Source organism: Amycolatopsis pittospori (assembly GCF_013870525.1).
Lineage (GTDB): Bacteria > Actinomycetota > Actinomycetes > Mycobacteriales > Pseudonocardiaceae > Amycolatopsis > Amycolatopsis pittospori.
This window is the reverse complement of record NZ_JACBXD010000028.1, coordinates 39,097-56,138: the sequence shown is the minus strand read 5'-3', so window position 1 is coordinate 56,138 and position 17,042 is coordinate 39,097. Positions and strand designations below refer to the sequence as shown.

Here is a 17,042-nt window from a genome sequence, read left to right as displayed (position 1 = left end):
CATCTGTCGGGTTCCGAGGCGAAGGTAGGTCCCGAACCGATCATGCGAGGTGAGGAATGAACGCTCCGGACCAGGCCACGGAATTCTGGGACGAGCTTTACGAACGGCGCGCCGCCGGGTCGCCGCGGGTGAACCCGAGACTGGCCGAGATCGCCGGGCCGCTGACGCCGGGCGACGCCCTCGACCTCGGCTGCGGCGCGGGCGGGGACGCGTTGTGGCTGGCGGTCCACGGCTGGACGGTGACGGCGGTCGACATCTCCGGGGCGGCCGTGCGTTCACTCCAGCGGCGCGCCGAAAGCCTCGGGGCACCGATCACGGCCCTCCGGGTCGATCTCGCCGGGGACTTCCCCGACGGCACTTTCGACCTGGTGTCCGCGCAGTACCTGCACACCCCGTTCGCGCTGGACCGTGCCCACGTCCTGCGGACCGCCGCGAAAGCGGTTGCCCCGGGCGGTCGGCTGACCGTCGTCGATCACGGATCCACCGCGCCTTGGTCGTGGAACCAGGATCCGGACACCACGTATCCGACGCCCTGGGAAGTGGCCGCCGACCTGGCGCTCGACCCCGCCGAATGGTCGATCGACCGGGCGGACACCCCGCGGCGGCAGGCCACCGGCCCGGCGGGCCGTACGGCGACCGTCGTCGACCACGTGCTGGTGCTCAGGAGGTCCGGCGATGGGCGCTAGGCGCAAACGCGACACCGGCCCTCCGTCGACCGGGCCCGGCGAACAGGACGTGCTCGTCGGCTTCCTCGACTATCTGCGCGCCTCCGTCGCGGGCAAGGCGGAAGGCGTGTCGGAAGCCCAGGCCCGTGCCCCGGGCGTGCCGTCGGGCACCAGCCTGCTCGGCCTGGTCAACCACCTGACCTTCGTGGAACGGCACTGGCTGCTCGGCCACGAGGTCACCGACTGGCCGGCGACGTTCCAGCCCGCCCCGGACGACACGGCCGCGGCGATTCTCGCCACTTATCGGGAAACCGGCGCCGAAGCGAACGCCGGGATGGCGTCCTGGGACGACCTCACCCAACCGGGTCCGCGCCCGGCGAACCGCGGCCGCTCGGCGCCGTCACGGCGATGGACGCTGACGCACCTGATCGAGGAGACCGCGCGGCACGCGGGACACGCCGACATCCTGCGCGAACTGATCGACGGCACCACCGGACGTTGAAGCACCGAAACGGAGATTCCCATGTCCCGCCGGATATTCAGACGCGTCGCCGCGACGCTGACCGCCGCTCTCGTCCTCACGACGGCGGCGTGCGGAGCCGAAGCCCGGGACGCGAGCCACGAGACCATCACCCGCGGCGACGAATCCTTCACCCGGCAGTTCCGTCACGAGTTCGCCGACGTCGACGGCGTCCGCATGCACTACGTCACCGGTGGCCGCGGCGCACCGCTCGTCCTGCTGCACGGCTGGCCGCAGACCTGGTATGCCTGGCACCGCGTGATGCCGGCGCTGGCCGAGCACTTCACGGTGTATGCCCTCGACCTCCCCGGCCTGGGCGACAGCACCGGCGCGCCGCCCACGTACGACAAGGCCACCCTCGCCCGCTACGTGCACGGCCTCGTCGGCGGACGTCTGGGACTGCGCGACGTGCGGATCGCCGGCCACGACCTCGGGGCCGCGGTCGCTTTCCGCTACGCCGCGCAGTTTCCCCAGGACGTCACGAAACTCGCTTATCTCGACCTGCCGCTCCCGGGCCCCGCGCTGGACGCGACGGCATATCGGAATCTGAGCTGGCATATCGCTTTCCATTCACAGAAAACGGTGCCCGAAGCCGTCGTCGGTGACGACGTCCGCGAATACCTTTCCCTGTTCTATCCCCAAGTGGCCTACGCCGGAACCGCTTTCGGCGGTCCCGGCGCGCCACCGCCCTTCGACGAGGCGGAAATCGGCGAGTACGCCCGCACCTACAGCAGGCCGGAGGTCCTGCACGGAGGGTTCGAGCTCTACCGCACCCTCGGTCAGGACGCCGCCGCGAACACCGAGGCGAAGCCCATCACCACACCGACCTTGCTGATGACCGCCGAAGGACTGCTCGAACCCCAGAAAGCGACGCTGGCACCCCGGGTGGCCGACCTCGCCCGCGCCGTGGAGGTGCCCAAGGCGGGACATTGGCTGGCCGAGGAGAATCCCGGGTTCGTGACCGCCGAACTGGTCGGCTTCCTCAAGCCGTGACGTGGCTTGGTCGCCGGCCTGTGTGACCCGACACCACACTCGCGTGTCCGGACACGGATCTCGTGTGCTTGGAGACGGAACTCACGTGCTCAGACGCCGCACACCCGAGTGGCGTCTCCAAGCACACGAGTCACGCCTCCACGCCCAACCTCCGGAGTTGCTTTCGCAACACCCGCCACGCGGCCGGACGCAACGAACAGCACCGACCACGCCACCTTCGCCTTACCCCTCGCTACGGCGTGTAGTTCTGCCCGGGCGCCTTGCCGGGGATCGGCTTGGCGACCAGCGCGGCCGGGGCGAAGTAGTTGATGTACGAAATCGCCATGACGAGCGACCAGAGCGCCTTGTCGTCGTACTGCGCGGCCGCCCGGGCGTACACCTCGTCGGAGACGCGCTCCCCGGCCGGGTTCGGGGTGAGGACGGCTTCCAGGAGTTCCAGCGCGGCCCGCTCCGCCTCGGTGAAATGAGGGGAGTCCTGCCAGGTCGCGACGGCGGTGATGCGTTCCTCCGTTTCGCCGGCCGCGCGGAGGATGCCGGTCTGCCCGATGGTGAAATACGTGCTGCCGAGAAGCTGTCCCGCCCGCAGGTGCATCAGGCCGATGGTGATCCGGGGGACAGGGCCGTCCTGGATGGTCTTGTTCAGCGCCTGCGCGATCGTGATCACGTCGGGGACGAAGTCGACGGGGTTGGGCATCCGTGATTTGAGCTCGGTGGACATCAGGTGTTCCTCTCGTTGGCTTGACGGACAAGAGACACCGGCGGTCCCGCCGTTGTGACATCACGGAAAAGCGGCGGTGGCGGGGAAACCCGCCACCGCCGCTCGTTCGTTCAGGAGCGGGTCAGCGTGACCCCGTAGGTGTTCGCCGCGTCCACGACAGGCTGGTAGTAGGAGTACGAGCCGGTGGCGTTGGAGCCCTGGTTGTAGCCGCAGTCGTGCCCGTCGTTGGGCCCGCCCGAGGTCATACCCTGCGCGGTGTTCCCGGCGATGTAGGCGCCGCCGCTGTCGCCGCCCTCGGTGCAGACGGTGGACTTGGCCAGGCCGCTGGTGGCGACGCTTTCCCCGCTGTAGCGGACGGTCTGGTTGTAGGCGGTGATCTTGCCGCAGGTCCAGCCGGTGGTGTTGCCCGCCTTGCACAGCGTGGTGCCGACCGGAGCCTTCGAGCTGCCGGTGATCCGGACCGTGGTGCCCTTGCGGGTGTCCACGTAGCCGCGGCCGGTGTCCTCGTCGTCGATGTCCATCAGGCCCATGTCGGTCGAGGGGAACTCGGTCGCGACGCCTCGGCCGATGTGCACACCGTTGCGGTTGAGGATGTCGGGGTTCCCTTCGACGCAGTGCCCGGCGGTGAGCAGCACGTTGTCACCGTCGCTGGTGGTGCCGGGGAAGCCCAGGGAGCAGTTCGTGCCGGGGTCGAGGTCCATGATCTGGCCGGGGATGACGTCCGCCTGCGTACTGTTGCCGAGGGCGGGTCCTGTTCGGACGGTCACGCCGGAAAGCGCCGAGAGCCGGTTGACGAGTTCGGCGTCGGCACCGGGCTGAACGGTGACGACGACCTTGTCCGCCGCGAGTTCCGGGCCCCAGGACTGCACCTGCGTGACGTCGGCGCCGATCACCTTGCCGACGGTGGCGGACAACGTGTTCAGCGCGTTCTCGCCGAGGGCGCCGGTGCGCGCCGTCAGCCCGGCGGAACGGACGGCCCGCGCGGCTCCGGCGTCGGGCGTGTTCACGACGAGGGCACCGGCGTCGTCGAAGTACGCGCCGTCGATGTGGAGGCCACGCGATCTGATGCTGTCCAGAGACGAGATCAGCGCCTTCTCGTGATCCAGTTTCTGCGCGGCCTGGAGCGGGCTGACCCGCAGCTGGTCGGCGAGCGTCTCGAGCATCGTCTGGTCGTAGCCGGTGGGCGCGGCGGTGGCCGGGGCGGTGAAGGCACCGAGACCGACACAGGCGCTGAACAAGGTGAGCATGACGGGTCCGCGAATTCGCATGCGAATTTCCTTCGATAAGGAGGGAATGACGAACCGGCCGGGACGGGGGAGTTTTCGGAAATCGCAGGGACGCGGCCGGTTCATCGCGACGTGACGCAGATTACGAGTGCCCGGTTATCGCGCCGTAGCGCCGAAAGTAGGTTCGGCGAAAGCGGCCTACTTTCGTATGCGAAATGGGATCGGCGCGTGTATTCGACCGCGCATATGTGTCATTGACCGAAAGGTGTCATCCCGGCGAAAAGGAGACCACGGGGCAGTACTCCGTTCGGGTGATGTGACATCTGGCGGCAACCTGTCAAGCTCAGTGGACGTCGAAGGGGTACTTTCCAGCGTGCGAGGGGCGGCGGATGTCGGCAGGTCAAGGATTCTTCGTGGAGCCGGACGCGGTTCGCGCTCTCGGCGAGCTGGTGCTGCGGGCGGGGGCGGGTGCTGACAGCTACCGCCGGTGGTTCGATCGCCTGATCTCCGGCGGGGGCGGCTTCGACACGGAGAACGGTGAAGGGTTCCTGGCCAACGCCTGGCCGAAACTCGATGAATGGCAGCGCAACGCCCTGAGTCAGTCCCGTTTCGCGGCCGACCTCGGCGGGCAGGTCGGCCACCAGCTGCGGTGTGTGGCGCACTGGTACGACGAGATCGACCTGGAGCAGGCGAAACTGCTGGATCAGCTCAATCCGGAGCCCGACGCGCCGCCGGTGCCGGTGGGCGAAGTGCGCGACCCCGCCACGGCGGCGGTATTCCGTGACGCCGTCCCCGTCGGATACGGAGGACCGGACCCGGCACAGATCGAAAACCCCGACTGGTGGCCGGTCAAGGTGGAGGAGGCGGCCGAGGAGCTTCTCGACCTCGGCGGCACCCTGGGCGACCTCGCCGAGCTGATCCAGACGCTCACCGGTGCCGAGAAGGACTTCATCACCATGATCGCCGAGGCACTCGCCGGCGACTGGAGTGTGCTGCAGGCGCAGGCGGTGCTCTACGCCGACGCCGCGGCGGGGCTCGAGAACATCGCGGCCAACATCAACCAGGGTCGCTTCGGCATCGAGCGTCCCTGGGTCGGGGAGGCCGCGGACCGGGCCAAGAACTGGCTGACGGTCTACCGCGCCAGCGTTCTCCAATTGGCGCAGTACTTCCGCGGCGCGGGCCTGGCCATCCAGGCGCTGGCGCGGATCGCCTATCACCTGATGCAGGACATCCGTCATTTCTACAGCGCGGCGATCGACATCGCGCTGCTGATCCTCACCGAGGGACAGAGCCTCGCGGTCAAGCGCGGGGTCAAGCTGGCCGACCTGATCGCCAAGGCCATCACCGAATTCAGCCGATGGAAGAACCTCAAGGAATTCGTGATGGACGGCGATCTCCTGGCGCTCCTGCACCTGGTGGCGTCCTTCAACGAGGTCGTCAGCCTCGCGCAGACGGCGATCAGCGCGCTGCTCGGGCTGGCGCACCAGTTCGCGCGCGAGGACGCGATCGAGGATCTGCTGAAGAGCACCTTCTCCATGGGTGAGCCGCCGCAATGGCCGGAAAGCTATCGGCACCGCGATGCCCAATGTCCCGGATTGGGCTTGGGCAAGGAGGTTCTGCTGTGACGATGCACAATCCGTTCGAATCGGATCAGGGTGACCGCGTCCGGACGACGATGATGCGCCTGCTGGCGGCGACCGGCGGGGCGGCAGGCGACTTCGCCGGAGAGGTCCTCGCCGGACGGCGGCGGCCGAGTGAACTGCTGGCTCATCGCCCGGTGCTGGAAGAGTTCGTCCAGGACGCGCGGGGATTGCGGAACCTCATCGACGCGCTGCCCGCCGAGCAGCGGCGGCAACTCGCCACCGGAGCCCAGGCCGGGCTGGAGCAGCGGTTCGCCGAACTCGCCGCGCTGGACGTCGATTCCGCCGTCGCCGAACTGCGGGATCTGGCCGCCCCGGCTCTGGAGCCATCACGCACCCGAGTCTCCCGAGCCTCCCGCGCCGACGACGAAGACGACGAGTGGGACGACCGGACCTACCTCGAACCGCTCTGAGCGCGTTCGCCGGAGAAGCCGAGCGGTACGTAAGGCTTAAATCCTAACTTTAAAGGTTCGCAGGTCGAGGTAAGCGTCCAGGGCGGCGGCGCCGGAGAGCAGGGAACGGCTTCTGGCCGAAAGCCGTGCGTGCCAGTCGTGCAGCATCGCTTCGAGTGGCTCGACGCCTCCCGCCGAGCGGACCTGGTCGATCAGCGGCGCGATCTGCCGCAGCAGGTAGCCGCCCCGCCGTAGCTGGTGGGTCAGCTTGGCGTCGCGGACGTCGGCCGCGGTGTAGACGCGATAGCCCGTCCGCCGGTCGCGTTCCGGCCGGAGCAGCCCGGCGCGCTCCCATTTCCGCAAGGTCGCCGGGCGGATGCCGAGTTTCCTGGACAGGGGGCCGACGAACAGGTCACCGCGTTCCTGCGGCACGGGTTGGAGGTCGCGAAGCGCGGCCGTGACGGCTTGGAGCGTGGCGCGGTCGTCGAGCAGTTGGACGTGGCTCTCGTCGATGAGCCGGAGCGCGTCCTCGATCGCTTCCCGGTTGACCGCCTGCATGATCGACGTCGCCGTCGCGTGGCCGTGTCCGGGCATCAGGGCGAGGAAAGCGCGCAAAGCCTGGGCGTGCAGCGAGGTGTAGGCGCGGTATCCGTGCGGGCTGCGTTCGGCTTCGGGCAGGATGCCGTCCGCCTCGTAATTGCGGATCGCCTGGGTGGACAGCCCGTGCTCGCGGGCCAGATCGACCGGCCTGAGCTGTCTGCCGGTTTGAAGGTTTCGCCCCATCGTCCTGCCATTGTCGCGGTTAAGTGCCAACCGGCGGTTCAACGATACCGTCTGGTGGATGACGAACGCGACGATCGAACTCGACCTGGCGGAACTTCGCGAGGTCACGACCTTCGCCGTGGCCTGCGCCGGGCCCGCTCTGGCGATCTTCGAACGCCACTATCCGGAGGACCCTCGCCCGCGGGCCGTGCTCGACGAGGCACGCGCGTTCGCGGCCGGGGGCAAGCGCACGCAGGCGTTGAGGGTGACCGCGCTGGCGGCGCACCGGGCGGCGAAAACGGCTCGCGAAGAGGGTCGCGAAGCCGCTTTCGAGGCAGCGCGCGCGGCCGGTCACGCGGGAGGGGCCGCCTACCTGCACCCACTGGCGAAGGCCACCCAGGTCCCGCACATCCTCGGTTCGGCGGCGGACGCCGCCCGCGCCTTCGAACTCGACGCCGGTGACGACCCCGACGTCGGCGTCGAGTACATCGAGAAGGCGCGCGACCTGGCAAGCCCTGTCGTCGTGAGCGTCCTGAGGCGTTACCCGGACGCCCCCGGTGGTGGCCGCCGGGCGGGCGAGTTGCTGCGGATCCTGGACGCGTCGTTGCGACGCGCCTGACCGGTCAATGCCAGGAAGGCAGCCAAAGTTCGGTCTGCCAATGCTCGCCGGTGATCGGGTCGCCGTTGAGGATCGGCCACAGCCAAAGGAAGTTGGCGACCACGAGGCCCACGTACAACGAGACCACCGCCAGGCCGGTGCCTCTGCGTTCGAAACCGCGGTTCGCGCTTCCGAGGATCTGGCCCAGCGCGAGTGTCAGCCCGAGGATCAGGAACGGCGCCAACGTCGTGGCGTAGAAGAAGTACATCTGCCTGTCGAGGTTGAGGAACCACGGCAGCAGACCGGCCAGGTAGCCGGTCAGCACGGCCGCGTACCGCCAGTCCGCGCGGAAGATCCACCGCCACAGTCCCCAGGCGAGCATCGGCAACGCGAGCCACCACATCGCCGGCGTGCCGATCAGCATCGTCGCGCGGACACAACCCGGCCCGCCGCAGCCTGCCGCCGCGTCGCCGGATTCGTAGTAGTAGAGCATCGGCCGCAGCCCCATCGGCCACGTCCACGGCTTCGATTCCCACGGATGCGGCTGATCCTTGGGCGTGAGCAGCGTTTCGTGGAACTGCAGCACGTTCATCGAGTAGTCGCCCAAGGACCGCAGCGCGGGCGGGATCCAGCCGAAGAAGCCCGGGGCGATCTCCTTGATCGCGACGTAATTGCGGTCGGTGCCGGTCTCGCTCGCGAACCACGCCCACCAGCTGCCGAGGTACATCAGGAAGGCGATCCCGACGAACGCCCACAACGCGGGCGCGACATCGCGGACGATGGTGCCGACCCACGGCCGCCGGACTCCGGCCGCGCGACGGGCGGCGACGTCGAAGGCCACGCAGAGCAGGCCGAACGCGGCCAGGTGATAGAGCCCCGACCATTTGACCGCGAACGCGAGCCCGATCATCAGTCCGGCGCCGAACCGCCACCACCGGAAGCCGAGCCTTGGCCCGTAAGGGGATTCGCCGACCCAGCCGTCCCGCACCGCGATGGCGAGCCGCGTCCGGACCTGGTCGCGGTCGGCCAGCAGACAGGCGAACGCGGCCACCACGAACAGCGCGATGAAGATGTCCAGCATCGACATCCTGGACTGCAGATGCAGCACGCCGTCACAGATGACCAGGACGCCCGCGATCCCGCCGAGCAACGTCGACCGGGTGAGCCTGCGGGCGATCCGGATGGTCAGCAGCACGATCAGCGTCCCGGCGATCGCCGCCGCGAACCGCCAGCCCCAGCCGTTGTAGCCGAACAGCGCTTCACCGGCCGCGATCAGCTGCTTCGCCAGCGGCGGGTGGACGATGTACTCGTAACCTGCGTTGTCCTCGTAACCGCCGTTGCGCAGGATCTGCCACGCCTGCGCGGCATAGTACTTCTCGTCGAAGACAGGGGTGCCCTTGTCGGTCGGGAAACCCAGGTTCTGGAACCGGACCACTCCGCCGATCACCGTCAGCGCCAGCGTGACCAGCCAGCCACGCAGCCGATCGGCGGGCATCGGCCTGCCGAGCAGCGTCGCCTCGCGATCCGAGTACGGCGGCGGTGTCACGGCCCTGTCCGGCTCGGCGTGCGCCAGCGTTGCGATCACGGGAATCGATCTTAGGTGCGGGGGCGCGATCAGTCGCCTACTTAGGTGGGTCGTGAGTGTTTCGGGTCGTTCTAACCGCCCTTATCACTCACGACAACCAGTCGGCTAACCGCGTTTTTCGTAGCGGGCCCGGGCCCGCCGGTAAGCCGTTTCGAGCAGTTCGCGGGTCACCGTCTCGGTTTCGGCGGCCGGGTTCAGCACCGCCAGCCAGCCCGCGGTCCCATAGACGGGATGGGCGATCACGGTGTCGGCGACGCCGGGGTCGATGTCGGTTTCGGCCGCTTCCCGAGGGGTACGGCCGAGCTCCCGGACGAACGCCTCCTTCCCGGCGTGGATGTTCACGCGGAAGGTGCCCGGCCGGTCCAGGCGTGAGGCTTCGTCGCCGGGGTAGTTCTTGGTCACGATCGTCGCGAACGGCTGGACGTTCGTCGGGACGACGCCGTCGGGCGAGTAGTAGAAGAACGCGTCGCCCCAGCTGAGCTCCGGCCATTCGTCGCCGGGTGCCGGGGTCAGGGCCAGGACGCCGTCGAGGCCGGACACGAAGCCGATGATCTCTTCGATGGTCATGTGCTCCAGCGTCGCATTAAAGTGCTTATAGAGAGTTTGACGCGGTTTACCAGGTCAGGACGGTGGAAAGTCTCAAATGCGGACGGCGGAGGTCGCACGGCGGGCGGGGTATTCGGTCCAGCAGGTGCGCAACCTCGAACGCGACGGCGTGCTGCCACCGGCGGCGCGTACGCCGTCGGGCTACCGCGATTACGGGGAGACCCACGTCAGGTCCGCGCTGGCGTACCGCGCGTTCGCCGCGGCCGTCGGTCCGGTCGAGGCCAGGAAGATCGTCCGCGCCGCGCATCGGGACCCACTCGCCGAGGTGCTCGCCCTCCTCGACGCGGCCCACGCCGGACTCGACGCGGAGCGCGCGGATCTGCGGCACGCCAGGGAAGCCGTCCGCGTGATCTCGCATGAGCCGATCGAGGACGTACGCGGTTCGGACTCGATGAGCGTCTCCGAACTCGCCACCGCGCTCGGCGTGCGACCGTCGACGCTGCGGCACTGGGACGCCGAGCGGCTCGTCGTCCCGGACCGCGACCCGGCGCGGGGAACGCGGCGGTACACGCCGGCCCAGGTGGGGGACGCGCGGATCGTGCAGCAGCTGCGACTGGCCGGCTACCGCGTCGAGCCGCTTCGCGCGCTGATGCCGGAACTGCGCCGATCCCGCCGGATCGAGGACGTCGCCACCGCGCTGGCCGCCCGCGACGGCGCCATCACGACCCGCTCGCGGGCACTGCTCGACGGCGCCGCCGCCCTCTCCGCCGTGCTCTCCGAAAATGAGTGAGGCTCAGGCGTCCTTGGACGAGCGTTCGCGCAGCGCGGCGAGTGCCTTGTCGGCGTGGACCTCGAACTTGAGTTCACTCTTGATCACTTCGAGCACCTTGCGGTCGGTGTCGATGACGAAGGTGTGCCGCTTCGTGTGCAACGGCAGGAACTTGCGCCAGACGCCGAGCTGTTTGGCGACGGCACCGTCCACATCGGACAGGAGTGGGTAGTCGAAGCCGTTCCGGGAAGAGAATTCGCGCTGTTTGGTGATCCCGTCGGGGCTGATCCCGACGCGGTGGGCGCCGACCTCGCCGAATTCCGCGGCCAGGTCGCGGAAATGGCAGCTCTCGGCGGTGCAGCCGCCGGTCATCGCGGCGGGGTAGAAGAACAGCACGACGGGGCCGGTCGACAGGAAGTCCGACAGTGTGCGGTCCTGGCCCTGGTCGTCGGGCAGGGTGAAGTCCGGGACGGTATCTCCTCGTTCCATACCCGGCTTTCGGAGCCGGACCGGTCCCGGATTGGTTCAGCGGGTGCACCGCCAGAAGACGGTCGCCTCATACGGGGAGATGATCAGCTTGAAATACTCTTCGCAGTCGGCGAATCCGGCCCGGTCCGCCTGTCTTCTGGCGTCTTGGCGGGCGTAGATGAGCGCGAGGCCGAAGTCGCTGGACCCGTTCCCGACGAATTCCCTGGTCTCCAGCGCGCTCGCCGAGGCGGAAGCCGGAGTGGCGATCGTGCCCAGGACGGTGGCCGCGCCGAGCAGCGCGAGCAGGATTTTCCTCATGACCCCACGCTAGGCTCGCACCGCTCCTCGGATCGCCTGCCGCATGGGCGGTTCCGGGGCCGCCGTCCGTCGTAACATCGACGCCATCCCGGCGGCTGATCGGGACCGGCACCGTGAGGTCGGACCGAGTCGGTGGGTTCGCGTGACCGCGTGGACGACACGCGTGATCCGACGGACGGCACGTGTGATTGGACGGACGACACGCGTGCCGTCCGTCCAATCACACGTGCCGTCCAGCCAATCACGTGCGCCGTCCCCTCGAACACGCGAATCGCGTCCGGCCTCCGGTGATCGTCCACGCCGGTTTCGGTGTACAGTCGTTCACTCAAACAGGGTGAACGGCGGGAACCGGTGCGACCAGTCAAGAACTCCTCCGCTCAGGACCGCGGGCAAGGGCCGTTCGGCTCCTGGCTGCTCGGGCCGCTGGACCAGGACGCGGCCGTATTGCGCCGTCGCGTCCAGGGGCTGCTCACCGGCACGCTGATCGCGACGAACGTCATCGGCGCGCTGGTCGTGGTCGGGCTGGCGGCACTGCTCATGCCCGCGCCCGGCATGTCCGGCGACCTCGTCCGGGTCACCGCGATCGCGGTGCCGGTCTATGTGGTCTCGGCGGTCGTCGTGGGTGCGCTGTGGGGTACCCGGGGCGCGCTGCGCACGTTGCGCTGGGCTGCGGACGGGAGGACGCCGACCGACGCCGAGCGTGCGGCGAGCCTGCGTGTCCCCTTGCGCCTGACGCTGGTGCAGGCGGTGCTGTGGGGTATCGCGACCGTGGTGTTCGGTGTGCTGACCGCGTTGGTGCAGCCGAGGGTCGTGCTGACCGAGATGCTCGTCGTCGGGTTCGCCGGCGTCGTCGTCTGCGCGATCGCGTATCTGGCCGGGGAGTTCATCCTGCGGCCGTACGCGGCCCTGGCGCTGGCGGGCACCGCTCCCGCGCGGCCGCTCAGCGGCGGGGTCAATCTGCGGATGTTGTTGTTCTGGTGCCTCGGCACCGGGGTGCCGGTCGCCGGGCTGGTGGTCACGGCGATCCTGGCGTGGGTGCGCGGCGACGTGTCGACCACGAAGCTCGCCATCTCGGTCATCGCTCTCGGCCTGGTGGTGCTCTGCTTCGGTCTGCTGGTGACGGTGTTCACCGCCCGTGCCGTGGTGAACCCGATCCGGTCGGTGCAGGACGCGCTGGGCCGGGTCCGGGCCGGCGATTTCGACGTGGAGATCCCGGTCTACGACGGCACCGAACTCGGTCTGCTGCAGGCCGGTTTCAACGGGATGACCGCCGGTCTGGCCGAACGAGAACGTTTGCGCGACCTGTTCGGCAGGCATGTCGGCGAGGACGTCGCGATCGAGGCGATGCGCACCTCGGCCGAACTCGGTGGCACCGTGCGGACGGTGTCGGTGCTGTTCGTCGATCTCATCGGTTCGACGGCGCTGGCCGCGAGCCGTCCGCCCGAGGAGGTCGTCGGCCTGCTCAACCGGTTCTTCGCCGTGGTGGTCGACGAGGTCGACCGGAATCACGGGCTGGTCAACAAATTCGTCGGTGATGCCGCGTTGGCGATCTTCGGCGCCCCGGTACGTCTCGAGGACCACGCGACCCTCGCGCTCGCCGCGGGCCGCGCGATTTCGCGCAGGCTGGCCGCGGAGGTACCGGAGTGCCCGGCCGGGATCGGCGTCGCGACCGGTGAGGTGGTGGCCGGGAACGTCGGCGACCCGCGCCGGTTCGAGTACACGGTGATCGGCGACCCGGTCAACGAGGCCGCCCGGCTGACCGAACTCGCGAAGAACGTCGAAGCCCGTTTGCTCGCGTCCTGGACCGCGGTCGAGTCGGCGGCCGAGACCGAGGCCGTCCAGTGGGCGGCGACGGAGGACGTGACCCTGCGCGGCCGCGCCCGCCCCACGACGCTCGCGACCCCGCGTCCCTGAACCTTTGGTGGCGGATTCACAGCGCTTGTGAACGGGCAGTGAATCTTGCGCGACGACCGCGCGTCTTCCTGCCGCGGGCCCGCGATTTCCTGGCTCTCTCGCCGACGCGCTCCCTGTGAACGATCACAGCGTTTCCTTGACGTCGTGCGAGGGCGTTGTCCCCGAGGGCGGGGCGGCGCACGGTGATCTCGGCCGGCAGCACCATTTCCGGCCGCGTGTGCCTCTCCCCATCCCCATGTCAAAGGAGACATCTGTGAAGAGCCTATCGAGCCGGCGGGTGACCCGGGCCGCACTGGCGACCGGTGCCGCCGTCTTCGCGCTGAGCATGGTGCCCGCCGCCGCCCTCGCACAGCCCGGCGCGGACGGCGAACGGCCCATCGGCCTGATCAAGACCGAGACCCACACCCAGGTGCGCGAGATCGCCCCCGTAGCGGGCAACGCGACCACTCTCGCCGCCTCCGCGGCCTCCAAGCAGTTGAACTACACCCAGCAGGTTCAGCAGTACAACCAGTGGTGCTGGGCGGCGGACGGTTCCAGCATCGAACGCTCGCTGGGTGGCACCGCCACGCAGGCCCAGTTCTGCGCCGCGGGCAAGGGAACGCAGGCCGGGTACTGCCCGAACCAGCCGGCTCAGATCCCCGAGATCATCCGCGGGTTCCAGGGCACCGGCTTCTCCTCACAGGACGCGCGCGGACCCATCAGCTTCACCTCGGTCGTCAGCCAGGTCGACGCCGGGATCCTGAACCTGACGGGGATCTACTGGACGTCGGGCGGTGGCCACGCGCAGGTGATCTACGGCTACGACACCGCCAGCCAGTCCATCATGGTCGGTGACCCGTGGGCGACCTCCCCGCGGTACAAGACCTGGAACTACAACCAGTACCGCCGCAACGCCCAGCACACCTGGAACGACACCATCGTCAACATCCGGAAGGGCTGACACGCGGTCATGACCAGGATCTGCCGGAAGTTCTCCGGTTCCCTCGTGTTGGCCGTCGCGGCGCTCTTGCCCGCCACGCTGCCCGCCGCGGCGAGCGAAGGAGTCGTCCCGCCCTCGGCCGACGATCTCGCCGCCGCCGTGCGCGTCGCCGGTGAGCCGGGTGCGATCGGCCTCGCGAAATCGAACTTCCGGCAGGTCGACCGCATCGAACCGCAGCGGATCACGATGAGCGGGAAGGGAGTGGTGGTCTACACCCTCAATCCCGATTTCGTCCGCGGCATCGCCGAAGTCCCAGCCGGCACCCTGAGTTCCGTCGCCGTGACAGCCACCGCCGATTCCGGTCAGAAGGCCACGCTGCAGGCGATGCCGGAAGGACCGGGGAAATGGGTCGCGGCCGGGGTGTTCTCCGGGAACGACGAGGAGACCCTGAGCGCACGGCTCCGGCCTGGTTCGGTGCTGCTCAACGAACCGCAGATCAACGGCTGGTACGACCTCGGCGCCCAGGACGTGGTGCTCCTGCAGGCGAGCCTTCCCCAGTCACCGGTGGGAAAGTCCGTCCCTCTCGCCGAGTACCAGCGGAACGTGCACGACCGGTACGGCGACAAGATGCCCGGTTCGGACTATCAGCGCAACCAAGGAATCGGCTTCGCCCAGACCGGTCCGCGGCCCGTCGACAGCGGGTCGCCCGTGGCGATCACGGCCGCGTCGATCGCCGGGGGAGTGGCCGTGCTCGCCCTCGTGGTGTTCCTGGTCCGGCGGAAGCGCCGGCTCACTCCCAGATGAGGTCGATCCCGGCGATCCCGACGCCGAGGTCCTCGAAATACGCGCTGACCGTCGCCCCCGGACCGCAGAACAGCGGTTCGCTGACCACCGCGGGAAGGTCTTCGCGCTCCCGGACGGTTTTGACACAGCGGGCCGGGATCGCGCCGGCGTCGAAACGCAGCCGGAGAAGATAGGCGGACATGCGAGAGCGCACTGTGCGGTGGAAACAGGTCGAACGGACCGACGCGGCCAAGTGCAGAGTGAAGGCGAAGGTGTGTGTTTCCCCCTCGGTCAGACCCCGGTCGAAAAGGAGCTCGAACACCATGCCCGGCGAGGAGGTGCTTCTTCGCACTCTCCCTCTCCGGCAGCCGTCGGTGGCGACGACCGTGGTGGCCTCCATATCCGTTCCTGGCTCGTCCTGATGGGTCACCACGAAGCCGTCCGCTCCGGTTTCCCGGGCCCGGACGACCATGGTCGAGGTGATCTCCACGATCCGGCCTTCCGCTGTCATGGTCAGCACGTCGACGACGGTCACGACGTCGAGCTTCGCGTTGCCCACGGCGCCGGTCGCGTCGTTCAGCTCGTCCAGGAGTGAGCAGGTTTCCGTCCAGCTTTGCCGCAGTTCCGGCAACGAGGGCCTGCGGTCGCTCTCCCGTCGTTGCGGGCCGATCAGCACGACCAGACTGTCGGGTGCGAGGCCCAGCACCGCTTCGAGCGCGCGGACGACGTCGAGTGATTTGGGCGTCGACGGGTGCCGGAGCCCGCGTTGCCAGTAGCTCAGGGTCGACTCGGCCACGGAAACACCCCGTGCCGCCAGATGCGCTCTGATCCGGGACAACGAAAGCCCGCGATGCTCCACCGCCTCGGAAAGCGCCCGATGGAAAGGCCCGGGCCTGACCGGGTTCGCTGTGCCGATCTCCTTGCGTTGCTGGTGCATATGACACCCCTATGACCGCCGGATGGCGCACAGCATGCGCAGTTCGGCGGCGGACGGCAACCGTCTAAGGTCGAGAACCGGACTTTCCGCCGGTCAGGCGAAGGCGAGCCGGAGGTTCGCGAGGCCTCGCAACGTCACCTGCTTCGCCCAGACCGGCTCCGAGGCGCGGCGGAAGTCCCGGCCGGTTGCGAGCAGGGCCCCGAACAACGCCCGCCCTTCCAGTCGTGCCAGCGGAGCGCCGAGGCAGTAGTGGATGCCTTGGCCGAGTGCGAGATGCTTCGGCGACGGACGGCCGACGTCGAACCGGTCCGGGGCCTCGTTCGCGCGGGGGTCGCGGTTGGCCGCTCCCAGCAGCACGACCGCTTGCGCGCCTTCGCCGACGGTCTCCTCGCCGATAGTGGCGTCACGCAACGCGGTCCGCGTGGTCAGCTGGACGGGGGAGTCGTACCGGAGCATCTCCTCGACCGCGTTCGGGATCTTCGACCGGTCCTGCGCCAGCGCACGGAACTGCTCCGGGTGGTTCAGCAGCGCCAGGATCCCGTTGCCGATCAGGTTGGTCGTCGTCTCGTGCCCGGCTACCAGGAGCAGCATCGCGGTGATCACCAGTTCGCCCTCGCTGAGGCGGTCGCCCTCGTCGGACACCGACACCAGATCGGAGAACAGATCGCCGGTCGGCCGCTTCCGCCGTTCCTTGGCCAGTTCACGGAAGTAGGCGACGAACTCGCGCCGGGCGGCGACCGCCGCGGTCACCGTCTCCTGCGCGATGAGGAACGACGGGTCGAGTGCCCGGCCCATGGCGTGCGACCAGTCCTCGAACCGGCCGCGGTCGGCCAGCGGCACGCCGAGCATCTCGCTGATGACGACGACCGGCAGCGGCCGCGCGATCTCGTCCATCAGGTCGAATTCGCCCATCTCGACGGCTTTCGCGACGAGTTCCTTCGCCAGGTCTTCGATCCGCGGGGCGAGTCGCTCGATCATCCTCGGCGTGAACGCCTTGGAGACCAGCCGCCGCAGCCGCGTGTGGTCGGGCGGGTTGAGCGCGAGGAACGAACGGACCACCCGGCCCTGGTCGTCCACCGGTTCGTACTCGTCCGGGTCCGGCAGCACCTCGGGATCCGGACGGCCGAACGCGGCGTTGCGCAGCAGCGCGGTGGCCTCCTCGAAGCCGCTCACCACGAAGAACCCGTCGTTCACCTTCAGCACGGGGCCGCTGTCGAACACCTGCCGGTAGAAGGGATACGGGTCGGCCCTGATCTCCGGGTCCAGCAGGTTCTCGAGCATCACCCGAT

19 protein-coding genes are annotated in these 17,042 nt (G+C 68.9%); 10 read left to right on the top strand and 9 right to left on the bottom strand.

Translation table 11 applies throughout. From position 1 onward, the window contains the following. Nucleotides 1-56: 56 nt before the first annotated feature. From H5J31_RS17965 to H5J31_RS17955, 3 genes are read left to right on the top strand one after another with little or no spacing between them, the layout of a single operon-like run. Entirely contained in the window at nt 57-686 is a 630-nt protein-coding gene (locus tag H5J31_RS17965; protein ID WP_181773735.1) for a class I SAM-dependent methyltransferase, read from the top strand. Beyond that, on the top strand, nt 676-1,167 hold the full coding sequence (locus H5J31_RS17960; protein ID WP_181773734.1) for a DinB family protein: 492 nt from the start codon (nt 676-678) through the stop codon (nt 1,165-1,167). Before H5J31_RS17965 ends, H5J31_RS17960 begins: the two co-directional genes overlap by 11 nt. A gap of 33 nt (nt 1,168-1,200) precedes the next feature. After that, the gene (locus H5J31_RS17955; protein ID WP_181773772.1) at nt 1,201-2,178 is read left to right on the top strand and encodes an alpha/beta fold hydrolase; all 978 of its coding nucleotides are present in this window, start codon (nt 1,201-1,203) and stop codon (nt 2,176-2,178) included. Nucleotides 2,179-2,410: 232 nt separating this feature from the next. On the opposite strand, the gene H5J31_RS17950 is transcribed toward H5J31_RS17955, so the two are convergent. Continuing rightward, nucleotides 2,411-2,896 carry a carboxymuconolactone decarboxylase family protein gene (locus tag H5J31_RS17950; protein WP_181773733.1) on the bottom strand — a complete coding sequence of 162 codons (486 nt, stop codon included), beginning with the start codon at nt 2,894-2,896 and terminating at the stop codon, nt 2,411-2,413. 110 nt (nt 2,897-3,006) lie between these two features. Beyond that, nucleotides 3,007-4,164 carry a S1 family peptidase gene (locus tag H5J31_RS17945; protein ID WP_181773732.1) on the bottom strand — a complete coding sequence of 386 codons (1,158 nt, stop codon included), beginning with the start codon at nt 4,162-4,164 and terminating at the stop codon, nt 3,007-3,009. A gap of 371 nt (nt 4,165-4,535) precedes the next feature. Here H5J31_RS17945 and H5J31_RS17940 point away from each other — a divergent pair, with 371 nt between their 5' ends. After that, complete coding sequence (locus H5J31_RS17940; protein WP_328701529.1) at nt 4,536-5,747, top strand: hypothetical protein; 1,212 nt, start codon at nt 4,536-4,538, stop codon at nt 5,745-5,747. Nucleotides 5,748-5,749: 2 nt separating this feature from the next. Further along, nucleotides 5,750-6,175: a hypothetical protein gene (locus H5J31_RS17935; protein ID WP_236005217.1), complete on the top strand. Its 426-nt coding sequence runs from the start codon at nt 5,750-5,752 to the stop codon at nt 6,173-6,175. A gap of 36 nt (nt 6,176-6,211) precedes the next feature. On the opposite strand, the gene H5J31_RS17930 is transcribed toward H5J31_RS17935, so the two are convergent. Further along, nucleotides 6,212-6,937 carry a TioE family transcriptional regulator gene (locus H5J31_RS17930; RefSeq protein ID WP_181773730.1) on the bottom strand — a complete coding sequence of 242 codons (726 nt, stop codon included), beginning with the start codon at nt 6,935-6,937 and terminating at the stop codon, nt 6,212-6,214. Nucleotides 6,938-6,995: 58 nt separating this feature from the next. On the opposite strand from H5J31_RS17930, the gene H5J31_RS17925 reads away from it, so the two are divergent. After that, entirely contained in the window at nt 6,996-7,535 is a 540-nt protein-coding gene (locus tag H5J31_RS17925) for a putative immunity protein (protein WP_181773729.1), read from the top strand. A gap of 4 nt (nt 7,536-7,539) precedes the next feature. Here the strand turns inward: H5J31_RS17925 and H5J31_RS17920 are convergent, their stop codons facing one another. Next, a complete protein-coding gene (locus H5J31_RS17920) occupies nt 7,540-9,099 on the bottom strand; it encodes a dolichyl-phosphate-mannose--protein mannosyltransferase (protein WP_328701528.1) in 1,560 nt (519 codons plus the stop codon). Nucleotides 9,100-9,204: 105 nt separating this feature from the next. Continuing rightward, nucleotides 9,205-9,666 (bottom strand): DUF6194 family protein, encoded by a 462-nt coding sequence (locus tag H5J31_RS17915; protein WP_181773728.1) that lies wholly within the window; start codon nt 9,664-9,666, stop codon nt 9,205-9,207. A gap of 76 nt (nt 9,667-9,742) precedes the next feature. Between H5J31_RS17915 and H5J31_RS17910 the strand changes: the two genes are divergently transcribed. Further along, nucleotides 9,743-10,435 carry a MerR family transcriptional regulator gene (locus H5J31_RS17910; protein ID WP_181773727.1) on the top strand — a complete coding sequence of 231 codons (693 nt, stop codon included), beginning with the start codon at nt 9,743-9,745 and terminating at the stop codon, nt 10,433-10,435. Between the two features lie 3 nt (nt 10,436-10,438). On the opposite strand, the gene H5J31_RS17905 is transcribed toward H5J31_RS17910, so the two are convergent. Then, complete coding sequence (locus H5J31_RS17905) at nt 10,439-10,903, bottom strand: peroxiredoxin (protein ID WP_181773726.1); 465 nt, start codon at nt 10,901-10,903, stop codon at nt 10,439-10,441. 36 nt (nt 10,904-10,939) lie between these two features. After that, nucleotides 10,940-11,200, bottom strand: coding sequence for a hypothetical protein (locus H5J31_RS17900; RefSeq protein WP_181773725.1), 261 nt, complete (start codon nt 11,198-11,200; stop codon nt 10,940-10,942). Between the two features lie 351 nt (nt 11,201-11,551). On the opposite strand from H5J31_RS17900, the gene H5J31_RS17895 reads away from it, so the two are divergent. From H5J31_RS17895 to H5J31_RS17885, 3 genes are all read left to right on the top strand, one after another. Then, entirely contained in the window at nt 11,552-13,114 is a 1,563-nt protein-coding gene (locus H5J31_RS17895) for an adenylate/guanylate cyclase domain-containing protein (RefSeq protein WP_181773724.1), read from the top strand. Nucleotides 13,115-13,439: 325 nt separating this feature from the next. Further along, complete coding sequence (locus H5J31_RS17890) at nt 13,440-14,054, top strand: papain-like cysteine protease family protein (protein WP_236005203.1); 615 nt, start codon at nt 13,440-13,442, stop codon at nt 14,052-14,054. A 9-nt stretch (nt 14,055-14,063) separates the two neighbouring features. Next, on the top strand, nt 14,064-14,837 hold the full coding sequence (locus H5J31_RS17885; protein ID WP_181773722.1) for a hypothetical protein: 774 nt from the start codon (nt 14,064-14,066) through the stop codon (nt 14,835-14,837). Here the strand turns inward: H5J31_RS17885 and H5J31_RS17880 are convergent. Then, on the bottom strand, nt 14,824-15,612 hold the full coding sequence (locus H5J31_RS17880) for an XRE family transcriptional regulator (RefSeq protein ID WP_328701527.1): 789 nt from the start codon (nt 15,610-15,612) through the stop codon (nt 14,824-14,826). The genes H5J31_RS17885 and H5J31_RS17880 overlap by 14 nt on opposite strands. A 234-nt stretch (nt 15,613-15,846) precedes the next feature. Next, nucleotides 15,847-17,034, bottom strand: a complete 1,188-nt coding sequence (locus H5J31_RS17875) for a cytochrome P450 (protein WP_181773720.1) — start codon at nt 17,032-17,034, stop codon at nt 15,847-15,849. Nucleotides 17,035-17,042 lie beyond the last annotated feature (8 nt).

Coding starts and splice junctions, on each gene's coding strand:
- H5J31_RS17960 (WP_181773734.1), top strand. CDS start 676: ATGGGCGCTAGGCGCAAACGCGACACCGGCCCTCCGTCGACCGGGCCC.
- H5J31_RS17885 (WP_181773722.1), top strand. CDS start 14,064: ATGACCAGGATCTGCCGGAAGTTCTCCGGTTCCCTCGTGTTGGCCGTC.
- H5J31_RS17950 (WP_181773733.1), bottom strand. CDS start 2,896: ATGTCCACCGAGCTCAAATCACGGATGCCCAACCCCGTCGACTTCGTC.
- H5J31_RS17910 (WP_181773727.1), top strand. CDS start 9,743: ATGCGGACGGCGGAGGTCGCACGGCGGGCGGGGTATTCGGTCCAGCAG.
- H5J31_RS17905 (WP_181773726.1), bottom strand. CDS start 10,903: ATGGAACGAGGAGATACCGTCCCGGACTTCACCCTGCCCGACGACCAG.
- H5J31_RS17925 (WP_181773729.1), top strand. CDS start 6,996: ATGACGAACGCGACGATCGAACTCGACCTGGCGGAACTTCGCGAGGTC.
- H5J31_RS17915 (WP_181773728.1), bottom strand. CDS start 9,666: ATGACCATCGAAGAGATCATCGGCTTCGTGTCCGGCCTCGACGGCGTC.
- H5J31_RS17900 (WP_181773725.1), bottom strand. CDS start 11,200: ATGAGGAAAATCCTGCTCGCGCTGCTCGGCGCGGCCACCGTCCTGGGC.
- H5J31_RS17945 (WP_181773732.1), bottom strand. CDS start 4,164: ATGCGAATTCGCGGACCCGTCATGCTCACCTTGTTCAGCGCCTGTGTC.
- H5J31_RS17935 (WP_236005217.1), top strand. CDS start 5,750: ATGCACAATCCGTTCGAATCGGATCAGGGTGACCGCGTCCGGACGACG.
- H5J31_RS17930 (WP_181773730.1), bottom strand. CDS start 6,937: ATGGGGCGAAACCTTCAAACCGGCAGACAGCTCAGGCCGGTCGATCTG.
- H5J31_RS17965 (WP_181773735.1), top strand. CDS start 57: ATGAACGCTCCGGACCAGGCCACGGAATTCTGGGACGAGCTTTACGAA.
- H5J31_RS17875 (WP_181773720.1), bottom strand. CDS start 17,034: ATGCTCGAGAACCTGCTGGACCCGGAGATCAGGGCCGACCCGTATCCC.
- H5J31_RS17890 (WP_236005203.1), top strand. CDS start 13,440: ATGGTGCCCGCCGCCGCCCTCGCACAGCCCGGCGCGGACGGCGAACGG.